The organism is Streptomyces alkaliphilus (genome assembly GCF_014141535.1).
GTDB lineage: Bacteria > Actinomycetota > Actinomycetes > Streptomycetales > Streptomycetaceae > Streptomyces > Streptomyces alkaliphilus.
In genome coordinates, this window is record NZ_VKHT01000564.1 from 1 (window position 1) to 3,435 (window position 3,435).

Here is a 3,435-nt window from a genome sequence, read left to right on the forward strand (position 1 = left end):
CCCCCCGTTCCCCTCCCCATAGGAATGACCCCATGAGCACCCTCAAGACGCGACTGCACGACGATCTGACGGCCGCCATCAAGGGCCGTGACGAGCTGCGGTCCGCGACGCTGCGCATGACGTTGGCGGCGATCACCAAGGAGGAGGTCGCCGGGACCACCGCCCGCGAGCTCTCCGACGCCGAGGTACTGACCGTGATCACGCGGGAGGCCAAGAAGCGGCGGGAGGCGGCCGAGGCGTTCGACCGGGGTGACCGCCCGGAGCAGGCCGCGCGGGAGCGCGCGGAGGGCGAGGTGCTGGCGGAGTACCTGCCGCGTGTGGTGTCCGGCGGGCGGGTCAGCCGTTGCCACCGCCCCGGTTGCCTCCGCCCCGGTTGCCTCCGATGAAGCCGGACCAGCCCTCGTTGGCGTTGCCCCAGTCCCACTCGTCGGGGTCGCCCCAATCACCGGGGTTGCCCCAGCCGCCTTCCCAGCCACCGTTGTCCTCACCGGTGCCGCCGTCACCGGGGGGCGGGGCGCCGCCGTTCCGGTTCTCGCTGTTGTCGCCGTCGCCACCGTTGTCGTCGCCGTCGTCCTCCTCGGCCTCGTCGGTGTCGCCGCGCGGGACGTTGACGTGGTTGAACGGGGTGGCGGGCACGCCCTCCAGGGCACCCTGCATGGCGCTGCGCCAGATCGGCCCGGCGACGCTGCCGCCGCCCGCCTTCTCCCAGAACTGTCCGGCGATGGTGACGTTGACCATCTCGAGCAGGTTGGTGTCGCCGCCGACGCGGACGGCGGTGGACAGGTCGGGGGTGTAGCCGACGAACCACACGTTGCGGCGGTTGTCGGAGGTACCGGTCTTGCCGGCGTTGTCCCGACCGCTGAGGCCGACCTGGGCGCCGGTGCCGTCCTCGACGACGCCCTGCAGCATCATGTTGACGGTGTCGGCGGTGCGCTGGGACATGACCCGGGCGCACTCGGACTCGGGAACGGGAAGACTCTCGCCCTCGGCGTCGGTCACCTCGAGGATCGCCACGGGCTCGCAGTGGGTTCCGCGGTTGGCGAAGGTGGCGTAGGCGTTGGCCATCATCAGCGGGGTGGTCTCCTGCCCGCCGAGGGTGACGCTCGGGTAGGCGGACAGCGGGACCTCACCCTCGCCGCGACGGACCCCGAGCTTGTCGGCCATGGTGACGGTCTCGCAGAGACCGGCCTCCTGCATCAGGAGCACGAAATAGGTGTTGATGGAGCGGCCGAGGGCGTCGGTCATGTCCCAGGCACCGGTCATGGTCTGGGACTCGTTCTTCAGCTCCCACAGCTCGGTGCCGGCGGGGCCTCCCTCGCAGGTGCTGAACTCCTTCTCCTCGATCTCCATCTCGAAGTCGGTGGCGTACACCTGCGCGGGGCTGATGCCCTTCTCCAGGGCGGCGGCGGCGGTGATCGGTTTGAAGGTGGAGCCGGGCTGGAAGCCGAAGCTGGTGCCGCCCATCTCGCTGGAGACGTTGAGGTTGAGCTGCGTCTGGTGGGCCTCGGCGTCCAGGCCGTAGGGGCGGCTCTGGGCCATGGAGAGGATGTGGCCGGTGCCGGGCTGGATCTGGACGACGGCGGCGGTGACATCGTCGTCGGGGTTGGCGCCGGCCTTGGCGGCCTCGGCGGCGGCGGTCTGGGCCTGCGGGCTGAGGGTGGTGCGGATGGTGAGGCCGCCGAGGGTCCAGCGGGCCTGCCGGTCCTCCTCGCTCTGGCCGAAGACGGGGTTGCTCAGGAACTCCTGGCGGACGTAGTCGCAGAAGAAGCCGGCGTCCCGGGTGGCTGTGATGCAGCCGTTGCGGGGGCTGCTGAACTCCAGCTCCAGGTCACGGCCGCGTGCCTCGCGGGACTCCTCGGCGGTGATGGCGCCGACCTGCTCCATGCGGTTGAGGACCGTGTTGCGACGCTTGAGCGCCTCGTCGGGGGAGTTGACCGGGTCGTAGCGGCTGGGGGACTGCACGAGGCCGGCGAGCAGGGCGGCCTCGTGGAGTTCGAGGTCGGAGGCGGGCTTGGAGAAGTAGCGCTGGGAGGCCGCCTCGACGCCGTAGGTCTGCTGGCCGAAGAAGGTGATGTTGAGGTAGTTCTCGAGGATCTGGTCCTTGCCGAGTTCCTCCTCGACCTGGATCGCGTACTTCAGTTCGCGGATCTTGCGGCCGATGGTCTGCTGGGTGGCGGCGGCGACGGCCTCGGGGTCGTCACCGGCGGCCTCGACGAAGACGTTCTTGACGTACTGCTGGGTGAGGGTGGAGGCGCCCTCGGCGGTGCCGCCTTCTTCGAGGTTGCGGTTGAGGGCCCGCAGGACGCCGCGCAGGTCGATGGCGCCGTGCTCGTAGAAGCGGGCGTCCTCGATGGCGACGATGCCGTCCAGGAGGTAGGGGGACATCTCCTCGATGGGAACGACGGTGCGGTTGCGGGCGTAGACCTCGGCGATCTTGCCGCCCTCGGAGTCGAGGATGGTGGTCTTCTGGCTCAGCGGGGGGCGGGTGAGGTTGACGGGGAGTTCGTCGAACCCCTGGATGGTGGTCTTGGCGGCGAGCCCGAGGGAACCCACGGCCGGCAGGGCGAGCCCCGCCAGCACGGCCCCCGCCAGGACGCTGACCCCCAGAAACTTCGCCGCCTGCTGAGCGGTGGTCAGCCCACCGCCCGGTCGCTTCGCTCCCATGACCGCCAGCGTACGCGGCGAAACGTCGGACAGGCGCCCGGGTGTTCGCCTACTCTGGTCACGTGTCCCACACAATCACGTGAAGGTCAACCCGGCAATCACTCTTTGGAGTGATTCCATCGCGCGAATCGCGGAGGGCCCCGCCCCTCCCCGGCCGAGAAATTTAATGGCCGTTCACGCCGAATGACCGCTTTGTCGCCCCGTCGGCAGGGGCGCACGCTCACCCGAATGGGTGACATCGAGTCTTGGCATAGTCCAAATGGGTCATTCGAGTTTAGGCCCACCGGGGGTGTTGTGCCGCGCCCACCTTCCGTAACGTCCTCAACCGGCAGGGGTGAATATGCCACTTGCCGCCGTGGGGGAGCCTCGATTCGGGAGAGGACGGCACCGGCATGGGCTGGGTTACCGACTGGAGCACGCAGGCGGCGTGCCGATCGACGGACCCGGACGAACTGTTCGTCCAGGGGGCCGCGCAGAACAGGGCCAAGGTGGTGTGCACCGGATGCCCGGTGCGCACGGAATGCCTCGCCGACGCGCTGGACAATCGCGTCGAGTTCGGGGTCTGGGGGGGGATGACCGAACGGGAGCGCCGCGCGCTGTTGCGCCGTCGCCCCACCGTCACCTCGTGGCGGAAGCTGTTGGAGACCGCGAAGCTGGAGTACGAACATTCGCTCGGCCTCGGTGCCCCCGGCGGGGTCGCCCCCGGTCGCACCGCGTCGACCGGCGCGGGCGGCACCGGGGCGGGCCCGGCCCGGGTGGCCTGAGCACGAC

2 protein-coding genes and 1 pseudogene are annotated in these 3,435 nt (G+C 70.0%); 2 read left to right on the top strand and 1 reads right to left on the bottom strand.

What is annotated here, in order from left to right; genetic code table 11:
- Nucleotides 1–32: 32 nt before the first annotated feature.
- Nucleotides 33–317: pseudogene (locus FNQ90_RS16735) on the top strand (GatB/YqeY domain-containing protein); the annotation flags it as partial.
- A gap of 19 nt (nucleotides 318–336) precedes the next feature.
- Here FNQ90_RS16735 and FNQ90_RS16740 read toward each other — a convergent pair.
- Nucleotides 337–2,664 (bottom strand): transglycosylase domain-containing protein, encoded by a 2,328-nt coding sequence (locus tag FNQ90_RS16740; protein WP_182607122.1) that lies wholly within the window; start codon nucleotides 2,662–2,664, stop codon nucleotides 337–339.
- A gap of 392 nt (nucleotides 2,665–3,056) precedes the next feature.
- On the opposite strand from FNQ90_RS16740, the gene FNQ90_RS16745 reads away from it, so the two are divergent.
- Nucleotides 3,057–3,428, top strand: a complete 372-nt coding sequence (locus FNQ90_RS16745; RefSeq protein ID WP_228454586.1) for a WhiB family transcriptional regulator — start codon at nucleotides 3,057–3,059, stop codon at nucleotides 3,426–3,428.
- The last annotated feature ends 7 nt before the right edge of the window (nucleotides 3,429–3,435 follow it).

Excerpts from the sequence above, each read along its gene's own strand:
- FNQ90_RS16740 (WP_182607122.1), bottom strand. The coding sequence starts at position 2,664 with ATGGGAGCGAAGCGACCGGGCGGTGGGCTGACCACCGCTCAGCAGGCG.
- FNQ90_RS16745 (WP_228454586.1), top strand. The coding sequence starts at position 3,057 with ATGGGCTGGGTTACCGACTGGAGCACGCAGGCGGCGTGCCGATCGACG.